Below are 17,739 nucleotides of genomic sequence, written 5' to 3' on the forward strand. Positions count from 1 at the left end.
TTCCGCCCCGGCTGAATGACGCTCCCCGGATCCACCGCCGCCATCGGCTTGCCTTTGTCCGATCTCGCCGCACGCCCAGGCGGTCCCGTTTCCCTCTCCACGGCGCTTTTTCACGGGAGTTCAGGGGGAATTCACGGAGAGTCCAGGGGGAGCGATGGCCCCACCGAGCGACGTCGCGGGTCAGCCTGGGCGGATGCAGGCCCAGGCCCAACTGTGCCATACTTCGCCACCTTGTCGCCCGCGAAGTCGCCCGCGAACGGCGCACGATCCCCAAGGCCTCCAAGTGAAGACCCCGCCCATGTCCCAAGGTACGCTGTTTATCGTTTCTGCCCCTTCCGGCGCCGGCAAGACCAGCCTGGTGCGTGAATTGATCGAGGGTCTCGACGGCATTCAGGTCTCGGTCTCCCACACTACCCGCCCCATGCGCCCGGGCGAGGTCGACGGCGTGAACTACCACTTCGTCGACATGGCCACCTTCGAGGCGATGATCGAGCAGGGTGACTTCTTCGAGCACGCTCGGGTCTTCGACAACTGCTACGGCACCTCGCGCAGCGCCGTGGAGACACTGCTGGCCGCCGGTCAGGACGTGATCCTGGAGATCGACTGGCAAGGCGCCCGCCAGGTTCGCGAGCAGATGCCAGAGGCTGTCTCGGTGTTCATCCTGCCGCCTTCGCGGGAAGAGCTTGAACGCCGCCTGTCGAGCCGCGGCACCGACGACCATCAGGTGGTCAGCGCGCGCATGCGTGAGGCGGTCAGCGAAATGTCCCACTACAGCGAATACGACTTCCTGGTCATCAACGACGACTTCACCACCGCACTGGACGAGCTGCGCGCCCTGGTAGTGAGCCAGCGCCTGGCCACACCGCGCCTTGGACAGCGCCATGCCCCGCTGCTCGAGGCGCTTCTGTCCGACTAGAACACGCTTTCAAAGGCAAGTCGCCGAGGAGCGCGGGCAACCCACGCCTCCCACGGCTCGCTTTTCGGCGCTGCAACCAGACCCCGGCGTCTTGTCACAGGCGGCGTGACTCGAGTAATCTAGCCTGTCACTTCGCAGGTGCAACCCCCGGGCGCAATCGTCGACGGGGGCACAGTCCGTCTCGCCGACCGCGAAAGGCCAGCACCTGCCCGACACACCGTCTGTCAGATCAGGAAGGGCCCAATGGCGCGAGTTACTGTCGAAGATTGTCTGGAACACGTCGAGAACCGTTTCAAGCTGGTGATGATTTCCACCCAGCGCTCCCGGCAGCTGGCCCGTGGCTCACGCGACGCGCTGCTTCCCTGGGAAAACGACAAGCCCACGGTCATGGCTCTGCGCGAGATCGCCGAGGGCCTGATCGACCACAGCGTGCTGGACGAGCCGGTCGAGGCGCCCAGCCGCTTCCGTCCCGAGTACCAGGCCTCGCCCTCCGAGGAATGATCGTGCCGAAGGCGGCCGCGAGTCGCCCTTCGGACCTCTCATCACGCAGTCAGGGCACGCCACATGTTCACGATCGACGATCTGTCTGACCGACTCGGAGGCTATCTGCCCGCCGAGGAAATCCAGCAGGTCAGGCGTGCCTTCTATTATGCCGAACAGGCCCACGACGGCCAGCGTCGTCGCTCCGGCGAACCCTATGTGACCCACCCGCTGGCGGTGGCCAACATCCTCGCCAACATGCACATGGACCATCAGAGCCTGATGGCGGCCATGCTGCACGACGTCATCGAGGATACCGGGGGCTCCAAGGATGCCCTCGCCGGGCAGTTCGGCGAAGCCGTGGCCGAACTGGTCGACGGCGTCTCGAAGCTCACCCAGATCACCTTCGAGGACAAGGCCGTCGCCCAGGCGGAAAACTTCCAGAAGATGGTCATGGCGATGTCCCGGGATATCCGGGTAATCATCGTCAAGCTGGCCGACCGGCTGCACAACATGCGTACCCTGGGCGCGCTGCGCCCGGACAAGAAGCGCCGCATCGCCCGGGAGACGCTCGAGATCTATGCCCGGGTGGCCAGCCGCCTAGGCATCAATACCATCAGGGTCGAGCTGGAGGACCTGTCGTTCCAGGCCATCCACCCGATGCGCGCCGAACGCATCAAGCGCGCCGTGGCCAGCGCCAGAGGCAACCGTCGCTCGGCCATCCGTCAGGTGCAGAACGCGCTGCAGACCCGGCTCGACGAGCACGAGCTCAAGGGCACGGTGATCGGCCGCCAGAAGCACCTGCTGTCGATCTATCGCAAGATGCGCGACCAGCGAAAGTCCTTCGCCGAAATCATGGACGTGTTCGGCTTTCGCATCATCGCCGACGACGTCGACAGCTGCTATCGCATCCTCGGTATGGTGCACAATCTCTACAAGCCGGTCCCGGGGCGCTTCAAGGACTACATCGCCATCCCCAAGGCCAACGGCTACCAGAGCCTGCATACCACCCTGTTCGGCAACAGCGGCATGCCCATCGAGGTCCAGATCCGTACCCGGGAAATGGAGGCGATGGCCAACAACGGTATCGCCGCCCACTGGCTGTACAAGGCCGGGCAGACCTCCCACCCGATCGCCGAAGGCAGCCGCGCCAGGGCCCGGGAATGGGTCAAGGGGCTGCTCGAGATGCAGCGCCATGCCGGCGATTCGCTGGAGTTCATCGAACACGTCAAGAACGACCTGTTCCCCGATGATATCTACGTGTTCACGCCGAAAGGCGACATCATGGAGCTGCCGCAGGGCGCCACCGTGATCGACTTCGCCTACGCCGTGCACACCGAGATCGGCAACACCTGCATCGCCTGTCGCATCGACCGCCATCTGGCCCCGCTGTCATCGCGCCTGGAGAGCGGCCAGACGCTGGAGATCATCACCTCTCCGGGCGGCAAGCCGAACCTCGCCTGGCTCAATTTCGTCGTTACCGCCAAGGCGCGTTCGGCCATCCGCCATGCGCTCAAGCATCAGCAGCATACCGAAGCGGTACAGCTGGGACGCCGCCTGCTGACCAAGGCGCTGGGCGAGTTCGGCGTGCATCTGGAGGACGTCGGCGAAGACGTCATGGCACGGCTGCTCAAGGAGATGGAGCTGCAGAGCGAATCCGCCCTGCTCGAAGCCATTGGCCTTGGCAATCGCATGACCCAGGTGATCGCCCGTCGTCTGGTGGAACTGCACCGTGGCGAGCGAATCGCCCATAGCGAGGCCGCCGAGGACAGCTCCAGGGTCACCATCAGCGGTGTCGAAGGCATGGTGATCAAGTTTGCCCGCTGCTGCCACCCGTTGCCGGGAGACCCGATCATCGGCCATCTGTCGGTGGGCAAGGGCATCGTGGTACACCGCTCCGAGTGCCGCAACCTCCAGGAATTGAAGAGCGACCCGGAGAAACTGCTGACGCTCAACTGGTCGGACACCATCGACGAGGACTTCCCCGTGGCGCTGCGCCTCGAGGTCGAAAGTCGTCGCGGCCTGGTGGCCGAGCTGGCCGGCCTGATCACCGACGCCGACGCCAATATCGAGCGCATCGGCATCGAGGAGCGTGACGCCCGTCTCTCGATCGTCAATCTGACACTTTCTGTGCGTAATCGGACCCATCTGGCACGCATCATCAAACGACTGCGTAACCTTTCGCATATCGGCAAGATCTCTCGACTTGGCAATTGAGCCCCGACGCCAGGGCCGTCATCCCGATGACGGCCCTGGTGGTGGTGTTGCTATTTGCCGCTGACACGACATCAGGAGTCAACAATGAGCAACAAGGCTGTCATCAACACCGACCAGGCGCCCGCCGCCATCGGCCCCTACGCCCAGGCCATCAAGGCCGGCAACACCGTCTACATGTCTGGCCAGATTCCGCTGGACCCGGCCACCATGGAGCTGGTTTCCGACGACTTCGAGGCCCAGGCGCGCCAGGTCTTCACCAACCTCAAGGCGGTGTGTGAAGAGGCCGCAGGCTCGCTGCAGGACATCGTCAAGCTCAACCTCTACCTGGTCGACCTGGACAACTTCGCCACCGTCAACAAGGTGATGGAAGAGGTCTTCACCAAGCCGTACCCGGCGCGTGCCGCGGTCGGCGTCAAGGCCCTGCCCAAGGGCGCCCAGTTCGAAGCCGAGGCGGTGATGGTCATCGGCGACTGATGGACGGAGCCTGAGGTCAGGGTCCGAGGCGTCTGGATTTCCGGCCTCGCTCCCTGCCTGGGCAATCCGGGGATGCGACTGTTTCTTGCGCTCACGCCGCCGACTGCGCTGCGCCAACGCCTCGGCGGGCTGGCCGACCGGCTGCACGCCGAACTGGGCGGGCGCCGCATCCCCGACGACAACCTTCATCTGACGCTGGCCTTCCTCGGTGAGCAGAGCGACACCACCGCCTTGAAGCTGCGTCGCTGGGTCCAGCGCTACCCCTGTGCGCCCGGTCGGCTGACCCTCGACCACGTAGGCTACTTCCACCGGCCCGGCATCGCCTGGATCGGTCCTTCCTCTCCCCCCGACTCCCTTCTCAAGCTGCAGAGCGACCTGTCGCAACAGCTCACCCGATGGGGCCTGCCCCACCAACCGCAGCAATTTCGTCCCCATGTATCGTTACTGCGTAGTGCGATGACTCAATCAGCACAACCTTTATCAGAAGATTGTTTCTGCTGGCCTTATACTTCAATTCAACTAATACAGTCATCAATTAGTCATGAAGGCAGCCGATATACCACGCTCGCAACCAGTCGATAACTCGGTATGGGTAGCTCTGCCATCTGACCGATAGTGGCACCCTTGAGCGTAGGCTCCGGCCAGGCACAGGAACACCACCTTTCGTACACCCGGAGGGTCTGCCTGTTGACCGATCTACCTGGGGTTGGCCTATCGACAAGAGCTTTTCCGCTGTGCAGAAACCTCACGGCTATGCAGAAGAATGTGACCTGAATCACGAACGATGGTGGGACCCGGGACTAGCGTATTGCAGCACATCTGCATCATCGATATCCGGGCAAGACGCGACAGTGGCACGAGTGCGAATGCCGGTGTCGAAAGCCATTTGCAAAAGACAATAACGAACAGCGCTCGGGCCAGCGGGATTCACGACCCGAGGACACAACAAGGATAGGGGAATCGCCATGACTACCTCACTCGCCCGCCCGCTGGCCTGCTGCCTGCTCATGGGACTCGCCTCTACCGCCACGGCAGGCCCCACCCTCGGCCTCGGCTCCACCAGCGAGGGCACCGGGGCACTGGATCTGGGCTATGACTGGACCTTCGACCTGAGTCGCTATCATCCCTCACTGGACCTGCGCCTGGGCACCGGGGTGATCCTGTTCGAAGGCGACGACCGTAGCGCCAACCAGGCCTTCTACCTGCGTCCTGCGCTGCGCTACAGCTGGGACCACGTCTTCGTGGAAGGTGGCATCGGTGCCTCGGCCTTTATCGATACCCATATCGAGGACCGTGATCTGGGGAGCTCCTTCCAGTTCGAGGATCGTCTCGCCCTGGGTCTACGGATGGGCCCCTACGGCGATCTTTCGATCAGTGCCACCCACTACTCCAACGCCAGTATCAAGGAGCCCAACGATGGCTTCGAGCTGTATGCGCTCAACTGGCGCCTTGCCTACTGAAGCCTTGCGGGATGTGACCGACAAGGGTCAGACCCTGGCGATGCATTCGGCGCACTCGAGACACCAAAACGAATACGCTTTTATCGGACAAGACGTGCGCTGCACGATCTTGTCATGCCATTTTTAGCGATGACTCCCCGTTCGTCCTGAACGAGGCGGGGCAAGCGATCGCCCCCGCGCTGCCACTACCGCAAAAAAAGTCCGCAAGAAAAAGCCTGCAAGAAAAGTCCGCAAGAAAAAGTCGATAAGAAAAAGCCCGCAACCTTGTTGCGGGCTTTTTCTGCTAACTGGCCGGCAGTTTTCCATTGCCGGCCATGCGCTGTCGGACCTTGCGCTGTCGGTCCTTTTGAAACCCTCGTCGATCCGGTGCTCGACGCCGGCCTTACTCCACCACGCCGGCCTTGAGAAAACCGCCTTCCTTCAGCACCTGGGTATAGCCGTCACGGAAGGTCGGGTAACGGAAGCGATACCCGCTGTCGATCAGCAGGCTGGAGTCGCAGCGCTTGCTGGCCCTGCGACGCAGCGGTGACTGAATGGTTTCGGTACATTCCACCTTGAGCTGTTTCGCCAGCCAGGTCATTACCTCGTTGAGCGGGGCCGGCTCGGTGTCACTGGCCAGGTACAGGGGCTCGAGGGTGGCTCCCTCCAGCGCCTTGCCGATCAGATGGGCCAGCACCCCGGCGCAGTCATCGCGGTGGATGCGGTTGGAGTACATAGTCGGTGACGCCGGCGCGATGCGGCCCTCGCCCACCTGGCGGATCAGGCGATCACGCCCAGGGCCGTAAATGCCGGAGAAACGCACCACGCTGCCGGGCAGATCATGTTCGATCAACGCCTGCTCGGCCTCTCGCATCAGCACACCGGAGAAACCGGTGGGTTCTGCCGGGCTGGTCTCGTCCACCACCTCGCCGTCGCGCTGGGCGTAGACGCTGGTGGAGGACACGAAGAACACGTGGCGAGGCGCCTTGTCACGGGTGGCCATGGTCGCCAGTACCGCCTTCAGGCCCTCGGGGTAGGCGGCGCGATAGGCTTCCTCCTCGAAGCGGTCGGCGCTGACCACGTAGACCAGGATGTCGGCATCGGGCAGTTCAGCCAGCGTCTCGGGGTCGGCAAGATCGACCTTGACGCCTTCGATACCCGAATCCGCCAGGCACTCGGGCCGGCGACGCGCGCCGATCACCCGGTGTCCACTGGCGAGCAGCTCGCGTCCCAGCGTTATGCCAATGTCGCCACAACCAACAATCAGTGTCGTTGTCTTCACCTTTACCGCGTCCCCCTGATATAAAATCCCTATGAGGCTCCGGCCCGGAGACCCGCGCGTCCAGCGTCTGGCGCCTCGATCAATACCCCGGATAGAGGATGCCGATCGGCACCATCATGACTCTAACAGAACTCCGCTATATCGTAACCTTGGCTCAGGAGCGCCACTTTGGCCGCGCCGCCGAGCGCTGTTTCGTCTCCCAGCCGACCCTCTCGGTGGCGGTGAAGAAGCTGGAAGAGGAGCTGGAGGTTGCCCTGTTCGAGCGCTCCAAGTCCACGGTACAGGTCACACCCCTCGGCGAAAAGATCGTGGAACAGGCCCAGCGCGTACTGGAGCAAAGCAGCGCCATCAAGGAACTGGCCACCGCCGGCCGGGACCAGTTGGCAAGCCCCTTGCGTATCGGTGCGATCTATACCATCGGGCCCTATCTGTTCCCGCACCTGATCCCGGAGCTGACCCGCGGCGCGCCCCAGATGCCGCTGTACATCGAGGAAGGCTTTACCGGCGGGCTGCGCCGCAAGCTCAGAAATGGCGAGCTCGACGCCATCATCGTGGCGCTGCCGTTCACCGAGACCGACGTCGTCACCAAGCCGCTCTATAAGGAAGACTTCGAGGTGCTGCTGCCGGCGGAGCATCCCTGGGCCGAGCGCGAGACCATCGCCAAGGAAGACCTCCTCGATGAACGCCTGCTGTTGCTGGGCGAAGGCCACTGCTTCCGCGACCAGATCCTCGAGGCGTGCCCGGCGATCAGCCACAAGCTCAACAGCCCCAACAATACCCTCACCGCCGAAGGCGGATCACTCGAGACCATCCGCCATATGGTGGCCTCGGGACTCGGCATCACGGTGCTGCCACGCTCGGCCATCGGCACCAGCCACTACGAGAGCGGCATGCTGATCAGCCGCCCCTTCACGGATCCCCCCGGACGTACCGTGGCGATCGCCTGGCGCGCCAGCTTTCCCCGGCCCAAGGCCATCGATGCGGTGACCGAAGCCATCGCGCGCTGCCGCGCCGCCGAATCGGAGACTCCGTGAGCGGGCTGGCGGACCCGGTCACGACGCTCAAGGGGGTCGGCGAGGCGCTGGCCCTGAAGCTGGCCCGGCTCAAGGTGGAGCGAATCGAGGACCTGCTGTTTCACCTGCCGTTGCGCTACCAGGACCGCACCCGGATCACCCCTATCGCCACCCTGCGAGGGGGACACGAGGCGGTGGTCGAGGGCGAGGTATCCGCCGCCGACGTGGTCCGCGGTCGCCGCCGCAGCCTGCTGGTACGACTACGTGACGGCAGCGGCATCCTCAGCCTGCGCTTCTTCCACTTCTCGCCGGCGCAGCAGCAGCAGTTTCGCCCCGGCGTGCGGGTGCGTGCCTTTGGCGAGGCCCGCGCCGGCGCGACCGGTCTGGAGATCTACCACCCGGAATATCGTCTGATCGGTGGCAGTGAACCGCCGGTGGAAGACCACCTGACACCGATCTACCCCACCACCGAGGGGCTTGCCCAGGCACGTCTGCGGGCGCTGATCGATCAGGCCATGACGCTGCTCGAAGAAACCCCCGAGGCGCTGCCGGACTACCTGCCGGAAAACCTGCGTCAGCGCTTCGGCCTGGCCTCGCTGCACGATAGCCTCGCCACCCTGCACCATCCGCCCCCCGACAGCGACGTCGAGGCGCTAAGCGACGGGCATCACCCGGCCACCCGGCGATTGGCCATGGAAGAGCTGCTGGCCCACCAGTTGAGCCTGCGCGAGGTGCGCCTGCGCATTCAGTCGGACGGCGCGCCGGAGCTGCCCAGCGGTCGCAGCCTGAAGACTCGCTTTCTGGCCCAGCTGCCGTTTTCGTTGACCGGCGCCCAGCGTCGCGTGCTCGACGAGATCGGAGCCGACCTGGCCAGGCCCGCGCCAATGCTGCGTCTGGTCCAGGGCGACGTCGGTTCGGGCAAGACCGTGGTGGCGGCGATGGCGGCACTGACGGCCATCGCCGGCGGCTGCCAGGCCGCCATCATGGCCCCCACCGAACTGCTGGCCGAGCAGCACTACCGCGCCTTCCGCGACTGGTTTGCGCCGCTGGACATCGACGTGGCCTGGCTGTCGGGCAAGCTCAAGGGCAAGGCGCGCCTGGACACCAAGGCCGCCATCGCCGACGGTCGAGCGCGCATGATCGTCGGCACCCACGCCATCTTCCAGGATGATGTGGTGTTCTCTCGTCTGGGCCTGGCGATCATCGACGAACAGCACCGTTTTGGCGTGCATCAGCGTCTGGCGCTACGCGAGAAGGGCGAACAGGGCGGGCTGACGCCCCATCAGCTGGTGATGACCGCCACCCCGATTCCTCGCACCCTGGCGATGAGCGCCTACGCCGACCTGGACGTCTCGGTGATCGATGGGCTGCCGCCCGGGCGTACCCCGGTGACCACCGCTGTGGTGCCGGACGAACGCCGGCCCGAGGTGATTCAGCGCATCCGCTCGGCCTGCGACGAGGGCCGCCAGGCCTACTGGGTCTGCACCCTGATCGAGGAGTCCGAGGCGATGACCTGCCAGGCCGCCGAGGTGACCCACGAGGAGCTGACCGAGGCTCTGCCGGGCCTGGCCGTCGGCCTGGTCCACGGGCGCATGAAGGCGGCCGAGAAGGCCGAGACGATGGCCGCCTTCAAGAGCGGCGAGCTGGACCTGCTGGTTGCCACTACGGTCATCGAGGTCGGTGTCGACGTGCCCAACGCCAGCCTGATGATCATCGAGAACCCCGAACGTCTGGGGCTATCGCAGCTGCATCAGCTGCGTGGCCGGGTGGGGCGCGGCAGTACCGAGAGCTACTGCGTGCTGCTCTACCATCCGCCGCTATCGGAGTCCTCCAAACAGCGCCTGTCGGTCATGCGCGAGACCACCGACGGCTTCCGCATCGCCGAGCGGGACCTCGAGATTCGTGGCCCCGGAGAGGTGCTGGGCACCCGCCAGACGGGGCTGGCCCAGATGAAGATCGCCGACCTGGAGCGTGATGCCGACCTGTTGCCGCGCATCACTCCACTGGCCGATGCCCTGCTCGAGCAGGCAGCAGAGGCCAGCAGGCCACTGATCAGGCGCTGGCTGGGCGAGGAAGCCGGCCGCTATGGCCAGGTGTGAACCGGGTGTAGACCAGGTGTGGGCCGGGTATGGATCAGGTGTGCCTCACAGGTGCTTGAGCAGACGCTGCAGCCGATCAAGATCCTGGGCGTCGCCCACCAGTCGCAGCTGGCCGGCCATCATGGCATCGAGGAAGGTGCGCTGGGAGGGGCGCCGGAGTACCTTGATCGCGGTCTGACTGTCCTGGAAGCGTAGTTCCAGATCGAGATCCACCGGCAGTCCGCGCTGACTCTCGATCCCCGTGGGACGCATGCGATAGTGGCGCGCGATGGACAGATCTTCAGTGGCGATGCCCCAGTCGAGCCCACCCCGGTCTTGCAGACGTTCGCGGAATCGCGCCTTGCGCTTGAAGGCCCGCTTGAGCATGACGCCCAGCAGCCACAGCATCAGTCTCAGGGTCATGTTGCCTCACCGGTCGACGGGTAGGCGCGGCCCGCTACCGGGCCGCGATATCGATCCACCGCCTGGAGGACAGGCGGTGGTAGTCGTCACCTCAGCGGGCGACTGCGTCCTTGAGCCCCTTGCCGGGCTTGAAGGCGACTGTCTTGCTGGCGGGAATCTTCAGCGGCTGGCCCGTCTGAGGGTTCTTGCCGGTGCGGGCGGCACGCTCGCGCACGGTGAAGGTGCCGAAGCCGATCAACGACACGTCCTGGCCGGAAGACACGCTACCGGTGATTTCGTCGAGGATGACGTTCAACACCTGGCTGGCCTTGTCCTTGGATAGATCGGCACGCTCGGCAATCGCCGCGGCGAGTTCTGGCTTGCGCATACAGCCCTCCTGGTTTGGCTTGATACTCCGGTGCCGTGACACCGGCATCATTGTTATGGAAACACTGTCCGAGTGTCCACACGGGCAGTCCCCGGCCCTGCGCCGTGACAACAGGATCGTTGACCACGACGATGAACATCACGGTGCGCTCAGCGCTTCCTGACTGTCTTTCGACTAGCGAGAGCCACCGCCGACGGGACCTTGCCTCTTCCATCGGTACGAAATCGGCGATACGACACCGGCCAGCCACACGTCGTGGCGGTCGTCCCCGATAGAATTGCCCTGCCTCGGTGGCACCTTCAACGACGGCTGTATCGCGTACAACCCGCGCCGTTGACGAACCTAGCCTAGCAACGGCGGTGCCGCCCGCGCCAGTTCGACTTTCCGACGAACGCATTTTCCCGTCAACGCAAAGCCCTGCAGACGCCCTTCGTCATCCTCGGCCAGGGCGCTGATATCCTCGCCGTCGGCCTCGATTCGCCAATGCACCTTGTCGGTCATCGGCGGCAGCGCCACCACCGGCAGCAGCGGCGTCTTGACCAGCACCGGCCAGGGCCCGTAACGCACCTGGGTGGGACGACCACACAGGGTCGCAGCCAGCGCCTTGGCCGAAGCCTGCAGCGGCTGCACGTACATGGCATTGACACCGTCCACCGAGGCCACATCACCCAGCGCATGAACACGAGGATCGGAGCTTTTAAGGTAGCGATCGACAGCGATGGCATCATTATCTGTCGCGATACCGGCCTCTCGCGCCAGCCGAGAGCGCGGCTTCAGACCGGTGGCCACCAGCACCATATCCGCCTCCAGCTCATGGCCGTCGTCGAGGTGCACACCGATGTCACCACCGGCACCTTCGAGCCTGCTCACCAGACGGCCATGGATGACGTCGATGCCGGCCTCGATGAAGGCCTGGCTCAGGGTCTGACCCAGTCGCCGGGGCAGCAATCTGGGCAGCAACGAGGGTTCAGGGCCGACCAGGCAGACGCGATGACCACCGGCGTGCAGATCGTTGGCAAATTCACAGCCGACCAGTCCGAGGCCGACGATGGCCACCCGAGCCGGGCGCCCCAGCGCCTCGAGGCCTGCCGAAAAACGCCGATAGTCGTCGAGATCATTGATCGAGAACACCCGTCCGGCCAGGGCATCGGGAATCTCGAAGGGCGCCACGGGGCTGGCACCGGTGGCCATCACCAGATCCGACCAGGGCAGGCGTTCCTGGCCCAGGCTCAGGGTGCGCGACGCCAGATCGATGACATCGACCCTGGTGTGGGGACGTACCACCGCGCCCAGTTGATCGGCCAGTTCCAGCGCCGAGCGCGCGGCCAGCCGGTCCGCCGCCAGGCCCTTGGCGAAGCCGGTGGACAGCAGCGGTTTGGAATAGTCATCGCCTGAGTCGGCGCTGATCAGGGTGATCGGTCGGTGGGCGTCCAGCGCCCGCACCTGGCGTGCCAGGCCTATGCCCGCCATGCCGGTACCGATGATGGTCAAGGGTCCTTGCATCGCTTCCTTCGACTCTGCCGACGACCGCCGGGCGGTCGCTGTTGAAGCTGGGCCGGCCCGCACGGGGCCACACCAGCGGGTGAGTGCTGGGCCACATGGTACACTATGCGCCGACCGACCGGAGCACCGCCCTCCGGTGACGACAGCCCTGCCGAGGCCGCATGACACAGCTTCCTTCCACATTCCGCTCCCTGGGGGAGCGCTCGGGGTCCGAACCGGGTAATCCCGCGCCAGCCACAGCCGCTTCGCCGAATGCCGACGCGGCCGATATCGTCGACCCCGGCTGGGTGTCGCTGGCCTCCGGTGGCATCGCGGTGCCCGCTGACTGGCACGCCTGGCTGGCCTCGCGGGACTCCCTGACAGAACGCCTGATCGAGGCGGCAGGCGCCGGGCACTTTCGCGTACGCCTGCTGGCGGAGGCCAAGGGCCTGCCGTGGCCGGACGAGGCCCACGTGCTGGGTCTGGCCAGCGACGAGCAGGCCTGGCTGCGCGAGGTCGCCCTGTGCGTGGACGAGGAGCCCTGGGTGGTGGCGCGCAGCGTGGCACCGATCGTCGAGCGTCACGACGCTCCCTTCGAAGGCCTCGGCGAGACCTCTCTCGGCAGCTGGCTGTTTCGCCAGCCCGATCTCGAGCGCAGCGCCATTCAGATCGGCCGTAACTCGAGGCCGATCCACGGCTATACCGGGCTGTGGCAACGCCGCTCGGTATTTCGTCACAGCGGCTGGGTGCTGCTGGTGCAGGAGAGCTTTATGCCGGCCATGGGCCGGGCGTTGTCGCTAGCCGCCTCGGCCACCGGCTGACTCCCTGTTGTCGCCCTCTTCGGACACCGAGGCGCCAACCATGGCGTGGGCTGACGGTAGCCCGCCGAAGCCCTGTACGAATGATGATGGCCTACTGGTCTTGTCGTGCCGGTCGAGCCTGGCTGGGCTCGCCTTGCTGGTCATGGCCGTCGGCTCGCGCTAGGCTGCGCCAAGGCTTCTCGGCGATGTTTCTCCGAGAAGCGACTTTTGCCCGGCTTACGCCTCATTTTCGCCTGACCTGCGCCAGAGCATGAGAGAGACCGATGGATCGTTCGCTGCTGCGTCCCCCTGGATACCTGAACCGAATTCCCGACTTTCTGGCGCTGATGCGTCTGGACCGCCCCATCGGTACCTGGCTGTTGATGTGGCCGACCCTGTGGGCGCTGTGGGTGGCCTCCGAGGGCATTCCGGGCCGTGACACCCTGCTGATCTTCGTCGCCGGCGTCTACCTGATGCGAGCGGCGGGCTGCGTGGTCAACGACTACGCCGATCGCCACTTCGATGGCCACGTCAAACGCACCAAGAACCGACCGCTGGCTACCGGCCGCATCAGTGAGCGGGAGGCCAAGGTGCTGTTCGTGTGTCTGCTGGGATCGGCCTTCGCGCTGGTCTGGCTAACCAACGGCTTTACCGTGTGGCTGTCGTTGATCGGAGCGGTGCTGGCCGCCAGCTATCCCTTCATGAAGCGCTACACCCACTTCCCCCAGGTGGTGCTGGGCGCGGCCTTCTCCTGGGCCATTCCGATGGCCTTCGGCGCGGTGCTCGGCGAAGTCCCGATGGTCGCCTGGCTGCTGTTTACCGCCAACGTGCTGTGGACGGTGGCCTACGACACCGAATACGCCATGGTGGACCGCGACGACGACCTCAAGATCGGCATCAAGTCCACCGCGGTGCTGTTCGGCCGCTGGGACACCCGCATCATTGCGCTATTGCAGCTGGCTACCCTGGGGCTGCTGGCCTGGGCCGGCAGCCTGCTGGCGCTGGGCGGCTTCTTCTGGCTCGGCTGGCTGGCCATGGGCGCGACCTTTGTCCACCAGCAGCGGCTGATCAAGAGCCGTGACCGCGACCGTTGCTTCCAGGCCTTTCTCAACAACCACTGGTCGGGCCTATTGCTGTTCGCCGGACTCGGACTGAGCCTCTATCCCTCCCTCGGGTGAGGGAAATGCCCGTCTCGGTCGCTCGACAATGGATACAATGTCATCTAATTGTCACATTGACGTGGTGTCATTTGTCACCGTCGAGTGTAAGACCCTGACCAAGAGGCTCCCGGGATGACCGCCAAGACCGTACTGATCGTCGATGACGAAGCCCCGATCCGCGAAATGATCGCGGTGGCGCTGGAAATGGCCGACTACCGGGTGCTCGAGGCGGACAATGCTCAGGCCGCCCACGCCATCATCGTCGATGACCAGCCCGACCTGCTGTTGCTGGACTGGATGATGCCGGGCACCAGCGGCATCGAACTGGCCCGCCGGCTCAAGCGCGAGGAAACCACCGCAGAGCTGCCGATCATCCTGCTCACCGCCAAGGGTGAGGAGGACAACAAGATCCAGGGCCTCGAAGCCGGCGCCGACGACTACATCACCAAGCCATTCTCGCCGCGAGAACTGGTAGCCAGACTCAAGGCAGTGCTGCGACGCGCCACTCCGCGGGGCGTCGAGGACCCGGTGGAGGTGGAAGGCCTCAAGCTCGACCCGGTCAGCCATCGCGTCAGCGTCGACGGCAAGTCACTGGACATGGGCCCCACCGAATATCGCCTGCTGCAGTTCTTCATGACCCACCAGGAGCGCGCCTACACCCGTGGCCAGTTGCTCGATCAGGTCTGGGGTGGCAACGTCTACGTGGAAGAACGTACCGTCGACGTGCATATCCGCCGCCTGCGCAAGGCCCTGGGGGAACCCCATCAGCAACTGATCCAGACCGTACGCGGTACCGGTTATCGCTTTTCGGCCAAGGTCTGAGCGAGCCATCGACGCAACGCAGCACCAGGAGGGATGAGGTGAACGGAGCCGAGAACTGACGTGGGTCGTCTGTGGAGACGAGAAGTCTGGCGCCTGGCCGTGCTGGTGGGTCTCGGCGCCTTGCTGGGCTGGCCCTTCTCGCTGTCCAGCGTAGGCATCGGCCTGGGCCTGGCGCTTGGGCTCAGCTATCACCTGCGCAACCTGCACGCGATGCACGACTGGCTGACCCACCGCCCCCAGCAGGAACCTCCCACCGCCAGTGGCCTGTGGGGCGAGCTGTTCGATCGCCTCTATCGCTACCAGAAAGGCCAGCGGATCACCCAGCGCCGCCTGCGCTCGACCCTGCAGCGTATCCAGGAATCGTCCGAGGCGATGCGCGACAGCGTGGTGATGCTCGATCGCCACGGCGACCTGGAGTGGTGGAACAGCTCTGCCGAGCGCATGCTCGGCCTGAAGCCGGCGCTGGACCGCGGCCAGCACATCACCAACCTGCTGCGCGACCCGCGCTTCGTCGGCTACTTCAATGCCCGTGACTACCGCGAACCGCTGAGCCTGCCCTCCCCCATCGACGAGAACATGATCCTGCAGTTCCAGATCACCCTGTACGGTGACGATGAACGCCTGGTCATGGCCCGCGATATCACCCGTCTGCATCGCCTGGAACAGATGCGCCGCGACTTCGTCGCCAACGTCTCCCACGAGCTGCGCACGCCGTTGACCGTGCTGACCGGCTACCTGGAGACCTACAGCGACATGGCCGGCATGCTGCCGGAACGCCTGGGCAAGGGGGTCGCCCAGATGCAGAGCCAGACGCGCCGCATGCAGAATCTGGTCAACGACCTGCTGCTGCTGTCACGACTCGAGAACGACCAGGGCGGCAGCGACCACGTTCGCCTCGACCCCACCACCCTGCTGCAGGCGGTCAAGCGCGACGCCGAGGCATTGTCAGGCGGCCGCCAGCAGATCGAGGTCGTCGTCGAAGAATCGCGCAGTCTCACCGGCAGCGAGAAGGAGATGCACAGCGCGGTCTCCAACCTGGCCTTCAATGCGGTGCGCTACGCCGGTGACGGCGCCCATATCACGCTACGCTGGCGTGCCTACGGCGAAGGCGCCTGCCTCGAGGTGGAAGACGACGGCGAAGGCATCGATCCGAGGCACCTGCCACGCCTTACCGAACGCTTCTACCGGGTCGACAAGGGCCGCAGCACCGCCACCGGTGGTACCGGCCTGGGGCTTGCCATCGTCAAGCATGTGCTGCTGCGCCACGAGGCACGCCTGGATATCGACTCCCGACTCGGCGAGGGCGCAACCTTCCGCTGCATCTTTCCCTCGAGCCGGCTGGCAGCGGCCGACCCGGTGGCGCTCGGCCGCGCCGGCGCTGTGCACTAGGGCTTGTCTGAAAAGTGCCTGCGCTCGGTAATACGGCGTTAAAAATCGGATCAAAATGCTCATTTACACCCCGTAAACTGCGCTTTCTCACCGATTTTTGCCTTGTCTAACCTTCGCTCGTCGACTTTTCGGACAGCGCCTAGGCCCCGCCAGAACGAACAGGGCGTGCTCCCATCAGCTCCTGGGCCCCAGCAGGATGACCGCGGCACCCGCCAGACACAGCACTCCCCCGATCAGGTCCCAGCGATCCGGCAGGCGCTGCTCGACCCACCACAGCCAGCCCAGCGACGCCACGATGTAGACGCCCCCGTAAGCGGCAAAGGCACGCCCGGCGTAGTCGGCATCGGTCTGACTGAGCAGCCAGGCGAAGGCCATCAGACTCGCCATCGCGGGCAGCAGCCACCATGCCGAGGCGTCATCTCGCCACCAGCGCCACACCGCAAAGCAGCCGGCGATCTCGGCCAGCGCCGCCGCGATATAGAGCAAAAGACTTGGCAACAGCGCCGTCATGGCCACTCCCTGCTATCCCCTTTTGACGCCGTACGGCCATCGACAGCGCCGACAGCGGTGCTCAAACTGCTGCTCAACGCCTTACCACCGGCAACTGCCGATAGTGCTGATCCCACATCAGCACCGCGCCGGCCACGGCCCCGGGGATCAGAAACAGGTTGGCCAGCGGGATCCAGGTGATCAAGGTCACCAGGCCACCGAAGCTGAGACTCGGCCACCAGTGCGCCGACAGGCGCTTGCGCATATCGGCGAAGCTGACCTTGTTGTTATCCATCGGGTAGTCGAGGTAGGTGATCGCCATGACCCAGGCGCTGAAGGCCGCCCACAACAGCGGCGCGATCAGGTTGACCACCGGAATCCAGCTCAGGATAAACAGCCCGATCATGCGCGGCAGGATATAGGCCAGCTTCAACAGCTCCCTGCCCAGGGCGTCGAGACCGGTCTTGAGCCAGCCACGATCATCGATGGGCTCGCGGCCGGTCAGCTCGACCTCGGCCCGGGCCGCCAGGAAGCCGTAGAAGGGGGCGGCGATCAGGTGGGTGACCAGGGTAAAGCTGAAGAACACGATCAGCACGAGGCTGACCACGAACAACGGCCAGATCAGCCAGTCGAGCCATTCCAGCCAGCTCGGCACCATGGCCATCCAGCTATCGAGCCAGCCACCGAACTCACCGAGCACGTAGCTGAGCATGCCGGCGTAGACCAGCAGGTTGACCAGAATGGGAAGAAACACATAACGACGCAGGCCCTGGCTATAGACCAGGCGGGTTCCGCGGCGGACCGCCTCGAGGGCATTCAGCATGACATCGATCCTTGGCAGTGGCTGAAGATGAAGGTGCCCCAACGACATCGGGCCATCGTCTCGACGATGGCCCGATGCTCAGAGT

The 17,739-nt window shown here is 64.8% G+C and carries 18 protein-coding genes; 12 read left to right on the plus strand and 6 right to left on the minus strand.

Features of this window, described 5'->3' with window-relative positions:
- Positions 1 to 298: 298 nt before the first annotated feature.
- The 6 genes from gmk (at position 299) to KUW00_RS00340 (ending at position 5,547) form a co-directional block, all read left to right on the plus strand.
- Positions 299 to 916 carry a guanylate kinase gene (gene gmk, locus KUW00_RS00315; protein ID WP_045991659.1) on the plus strand — a complete coding sequence of 206 codons (618 nt, stop codon included), beginning with the start codon at positions 299 to 301 and terminating at the stop codon, positions 914 to 916.
- A 243-nt stretch (positions 917 to 1,159) separates the two neighbouring features.
- A complete protein-coding gene (gene rpoZ, locus KUW00_RS00320) occupies positions 1,160 to 1,417 on the plus strand; it encodes a DNA-directed RNA polymerase subunit omega (RefSeq protein WP_045991658.1) in 258 nt (85 codons plus the stop codon).
- Between the two features lie 63 nt (positions 1,418 to 1,480).
- Complete coding sequence (locus KUW00_RS00325) at positions 1,481 to 3,613, plus strand: RelA/SpoT family protein (protein WP_222567979.1); 2,133 nt, start codon at positions 1,481 to 1,483, stop codon at positions 3,611 to 3,613.
- 84 nt (positions 3,614 to 3,697) lie between these two features.
- Positions 3,698 to 4,087, plus strand: coding sequence for a RidA family protein (locus KUW00_RS00330; protein ID WP_108131980.1), 390 nt, complete (start codon positions 3,698 to 3,700; stop codon positions 4,085 to 4,087).
- A gap of 72 nt (positions 4,088 to 4,159) precedes the next feature.
- Positions 4,160 to 4,669, plus strand: a complete 510-nt coding sequence (gene thpR / locus KUW00_RS00335; RefSeq protein WP_124804546.1) for an RNA 2',3'-cyclic phosphodiesterase — start codon at positions 4,160 to 4,162, stop codon at positions 4,667 to 4,669.
- 383 nt (positions 4,670 to 5,052) lie between these two features.
- Positions 5,053 to 5,547, plus strand: coding sequence for an acyloxyacyl hydrolase (locus KUW00_RS00340; protein ID WP_052704262.1), 495 nt, complete (start codon positions 5,053 to 5,055; stop codon positions 5,545 to 5,547).
- A gap of 382 nt (positions 5,548 to 5,929) precedes the next feature.
- Here KUW00_RS00340 and KUW00_RS00345 read toward each other — a convergent pair whose 3' ends face one another.
- Positions 5,930 to 6,808 carry an SDR family oxidoreductase gene (locus KUW00_RS00345; protein WP_222567980.1) on the minus strand — a complete coding sequence of 293 codons (879 nt, stop codon included), beginning with the start codon at positions 6,806 to 6,808 and terminating at the stop codon, positions 5,930 to 5,932.
- 116 nt (positions 6,809 to 6,924) lie between these two features.
- On the opposite strand from KUW00_RS00345, the gene KUW00_RS00350 reads away from it, so the two are divergent.
- The gene (locus KUW00_RS00350) at positions 6,925 to 7,842 is read left to right on the plus strand and encodes a hydrogen peroxide-inducible genes activator (protein WP_108132191.1); all 918 of its coding nucleotides are present in this window, start codon (positions 6,925 to 6,927) and stop codon (positions 7,840 to 7,842) included.
- Complete coding sequence (gene recG / locus KUW00_RS00355) at positions 7,839 to 9,920, plus strand: ATP-dependent DNA helicase RecG (protein WP_222567981.1); 2,082 nt, start codon at positions 7,839 to 7,841, stop codon at positions 9,918 to 9,920. The genes KUW00_RS00350 and recG overlap by 4 nt, the downstream gene beginning before the upstream one ends.
- 45 nt (positions 9,921 to 9,965) lie before the next feature.
- On the opposite strand, the gene KUW00_RS00360 is transcribed toward recG, so the two are convergent.
- The 3 genes from KUW00_RS00360 to KUW00_RS00370 all read right to left on the minus strand — a co-directional run bounded on the left by KUW00_RS00360 (position 9,966) and on the right by KUW00_RS00370 (position 12,192).
- The gene (locus tag KUW00_RS00360) at positions 9,966 to 10,322 is read right to left on the minus strand and encodes a hypothetical protein (RefSeq protein ID WP_045991653.1); all 357 of its coding nucleotides are present in this window, start codon (positions 10,320 to 10,322) and stop codon (positions 9,966 to 9,968) included.
- A 91-nt stretch (positions 10,323 to 10,413) separates the two neighbouring features.
- Positions 10,414 to 10,689, minus strand: coding sequence for an HU family DNA-binding protein (locus tag KUW00_RS00365; RefSeq protein ID WP_045991652.1), 276 nt, complete (start codon positions 10,687 to 10,689; stop codon positions 10,414 to 10,416).
- A 342-nt stretch (positions 10,690 to 11,031) separates the two neighbouring features.
- Positions 11,032 to 12,192 (minus strand): FAD-dependent oxidoreductase, encoded by a 1,161-nt coding sequence (locus tag KUW00_RS00370; RefSeq protein WP_222567982.1) that lies wholly within the window; start codon positions 12,190 to 12,192, stop codon positions 11,032 to 11,034.
- A 161-nt stretch (positions 12,193 to 12,353) separates the two neighbouring features.
- On the opposite strand from KUW00_RS00370, the gene KUW00_RS00375 reads away from it, so the two are divergent.
- The 4 genes from KUW00_RS00375 to phoR all read left to right on the plus strand — a co-directional run bounded on the left by KUW00_RS00375 (position 12,354) and on the right by phoR (position 16,342).
- The gene (locus tag KUW00_RS00375) at positions 12,354 to 12,992 is read left to right on the plus strand and encodes a chorismate--pyruvate lyase family protein (RefSeq protein WP_222567983.1); all 639 of its coding nucleotides are present in this window, start codon (positions 12,354 to 12,356) and stop codon (positions 12,990 to 12,992) included.
- A gap of 263 nt (positions 12,993 to 13,255) precedes the next feature.
- A complete protein-coding gene (ubiA, locus tag KUW00_RS00380) occupies positions 13,256 to 14,149 on the plus strand; it encodes a 4-hydroxybenzoate octaprenyltransferase (protein ID WP_108131975.1) in 894 nt (297 codons plus the stop codon).
- Between the two features lie 114 nt (positions 14,150 to 14,263).
- Entirely contained in the window at positions 14,264 to 14,953 is a 690-nt protein-coding gene (gene phoB, locus KUW00_RS00385) for a phosphate regulon transcriptional regulator PhoB (protein WP_045991649.1), read from the plus strand.
- A gap of 60 nt (positions 14,954 to 15,013) precedes the next feature.
- Positions 15,014 to 16,342, plus strand: a complete 1,329-nt coding sequence (gene phoR / locus KUW00_RS00390) for a phosphate regulon sensor histidine kinase PhoR (RefSeq protein ID WP_045991648.1) — start codon at positions 15,014 to 15,016, stop codon at positions 16,340 to 16,342.
- A 174-nt stretch (positions 16,343 to 16,516) separates the two neighbouring features.
- On the opposite strand, the gene KUW00_RS00395 is transcribed toward phoR, so the two are convergent.
- Both KUW00_RS00395 and cysZ read right to left on the minus strand, forming a co-directional pair.
- Positions 16,517 to 16,852, minus strand: a complete 336-nt coding sequence (locus KUW00_RS00395) for a YnfA family protein (RefSeq protein ID WP_222567984.1) — start codon at positions 16,850 to 16,852, stop codon at positions 16,517 to 16,519.
- A 73-nt stretch (positions 16,853 to 16,925) separates the two neighbouring features.
- A complete protein-coding gene (gene cysZ / locus KUW00_RS00400; RefSeq protein WP_222567985.1) occupies positions 16,926 to 17,654 on the minus strand; it encodes a sulfate transporter CysZ in 729 nt (242 codons plus the stop codon).
- Between the last annotated feature and the right edge of the window lie 85 nt (positions 17,655 to 17,739).

This window comes from Halomonas sp. DP5N14-9, assembly GCF_019802175.1.
Lineage (GTDB): Bacteria > Pseudomonadota > Gammaproteobacteria > Pseudomonadales > Halomonadaceae > Halomonas > Halomonas litopenaei.

What these genes read in the sequence shown, in the direction of transcription:
- gmk (WP_045991659.1), top strand. Translation starts at nt 299, where the DNA reads ATGTCCCAAGGTACGCTGTTTATCGTTTCTGCCCCTTCCGGCGCCGGC.
- rpoZ (WP_045991658.1), top strand. Translation starts at nt 1,160, where the DNA reads ATGGCGCGAGTTACTGTCGAAGATTGTCTGGAACACGTCGAGAACCGT.
- KUW00_RS00325 (WP_222567979.1), top strand. Translation starts at nt 1,481, where the DNA reads ATGTTCACGATCGACGATCTGTCTGACCGACTCGGAGGCTATCTGCCC.
- KUW00_RS00330 (WP_108131980.1), top strand. Translation starts at nt 3,698, where the DNA reads ATGAGCAACAAGGCTGTCATCAACACCGACCAGGCGCCCGCCGCCATC.
- thpR (WP_124804546.1), top strand. Translation starts at nt 4,160, where the DNA reads ATGCGACTGTTTCTTGCGCTCACGCCGCCGACTGCGCTGCGCCAACGC.
- KUW00_RS00340 (WP_052704262.1), top strand. Translation starts at nt 5,053, where the DNA reads ATGACTACCTCACTCGCCCGCCCGCTGGCCTGCTGCCTGCTCATGGGA.
- KUW00_RS00350 (WP_108132191.1), top strand. Translation starts at nt 6,925, where the DNA reads ATGACTCTAACAGAACTCCGCTATATCGTAACCTTGGCTCAGGAGCGC.
- KUW00_RS00360 (WP_045991653.1), bottom strand. Translation starts at nt 10,322, where the DNA reads ATGACCCTGAGACTGATGCTGTGGCTGCTGGGCGTCATGCTCAAGCGG.
- KUW00_RS00365 (WP_045991652.1), bottom strand. Translation starts at nt 10,689, where the DNA reads ATGCGCAAGCCAGAACTCGCCGCGGCGATTGCCGAGCGTGCCGATCTA.
- KUW00_RS00370 (WP_222567982.1), bottom strand. Translation starts at nt 12,192, where the DNA reads ATGCAAGGACCCTTGACCATCATCGGTACCGGCATGGCGGGCATAGGC.
- KUW00_RS00375 (WP_222567983.1), top strand. Translation starts at nt 12,354, where the DNA reads ATGACACAGCTTCCTTCCACATTCCGCTCCCTGGGGGAGCGCTCGGGG.
- ubiA (WP_108131975.1), top strand. Translation starts at nt 13,256, where the DNA reads ATGGATCGTTCGCTGCTGCGTCCCCCTGGATACCTGAACCGAATTCCC.
- phoB (WP_045991649.1), top strand. Translation starts at nt 14,264, where the DNA reads ATGACCGCCAAGACCGTACTGATCGTCGATGACGAAGCCCCGATCCGC.
- KUW00_RS00395 (WP_222567984.1), bottom strand. Translation starts at nt 16,852, where the DNA reads ATGACGGCGCTGTTGCCAAGTCTTTTGCTCTATATCGCGGCGGCGCTG.
- cysZ (WP_222567985.1), bottom strand. Translation starts at nt 17,654, where the DNA reads ATGCTGAATGCCCTCGAGGCGGTCCGCCGCGGAACCCGCCTGGTCTAT.